Consider the following 1,325-nt stretch of genomic DNA (forward strand, 5'->3'; position numbering starts at 1 on the left):
CCTCGTCGCCCTCGCCCCGCGCCGGAACCCGCTTCGAATGCGGTCAGCTCATCGAACGCCTGCACCCTCACGGCATGCACAACCTCAACCGATCCGCAGCAATGACAATTTCCCTGTCGCTCGCGCTTTCCCGCTCCTGATCCCGACATCGCCGCGCGGAACCTACGCGGACTACACCCGTTCTGGGTGACTTGGCGTTCTTCGAGCGATATGTTCGAAAGGTGGAGGGAGCCCCTTCAACGCTCGCCGAGGAACCCCTGCTGGCCGTCCTGGAAGAGGAGTGCCATGTCAGGAGCGCAAGAGGCCGCCGGGCGCGTGATCATCGGACGTTACCGGCTTCTGCGTCGGCTCGGCACCGGCGGCATGGGACGTGTGTGGCTGGCGTACGACCAGGAACTGGCGTGCGAGGTCGCGCTCAAGGAGATCATTCTGCCGCCGGACGTCCCCGAATGCGAGGCGCGCTCCCGGATCGCCAGGGCCCGCGGCGAGGCCCGGCACGCCGCCCGGCTGCGCAACCATCCGCATGTCGTCACCGTGCACGACATCGTGGAGGAGGGCGGCCTGCCGTGGATCGTCATGGAGTTCGTGCCCGATGCCATGGATCTGGAGGCGGTGGTACGCGAGCGAGGGCCGCTGCCGCCCGGCAACGTCGCCCAGATCGGTCTGGCGGTCCTCGACGCCCTGCTGGAGGGACACCGGCTCGGCGTCCTGCACCGGGACGTCAAACCGGCCAACATCCTGCTGACCCATCCGGGGCCCCAGCCCTCCTATCCGACGGAGGGCGGCGGCCAGGTGATGCTCACCGACTACGGCATCTCGCTGGAGCCGAGCTCCGGGGAGGACCGCCTGACCGCCACCCTGGAGATCCTCGGGACGCCGCGCTTCATGGCCCCGGAGCGGGCCAACAGCCAGCCGCCCACCCCTGCCGCCGACCTGTTCTCGCTCGGGGCCACCCTGTACTACGCCCTCGAGGGGGCCGGTCCCTTCGACCGCGACACCGCCCTCGCCACGCTGAGCGCCCTGCTGTTCGAGCCCCCGAGCCTGCCGCGCCAGGCGACAGAGCTGACCCCGGTCCTCTTCGGGCTGCTGGCCAAGGACCCCGCGGACAGGATGGACGGTGAGGAGGCCGCCCGGCGGCTCGCCACCATCGCCGGCCAGCCCCACCCATCCCCTTCGCAGCAACCGGCTCCCACACCAAAGGCGCCGCCGCCCGAGCAGCCCTGCGCCTCGAAGCCGCCGCGCCCCCAGGAAACGGCCCCGCCGACCGAGATCCTGTCGCCGGCCGAGCCGGAGCAACCGACCGGCCCGCCCCTGCAACCGCTGCC

At 70.9% G+C, this 1,325-nt stretch carries 1 protein-coding gene; it reads left to right on the top strand.

Annotation, left to right across the window (positions count from 1 at the left end; genetic code table 11):
- Nucleotides 1–285: 285 nt before the first annotated feature.
- On the top strand, nt 286–1,325 hold a 1,040-nt coding region (locus tag ACFY4A_RS42640; RefSeq protein WP_390834682.1), incomplete at its 3' end, for a serine/threonine-protein kinase.

The sequence above is a fragment of the Streptomyces sp. NPDC001292 genome (assembly GCF_042896465.1).
In the GTDB taxonomy this organism is placed as follows: Bacteria; Actinomycetota; Actinomycetes; order Streptomycetales; family Streptomycetaceae; genus Streptomyces.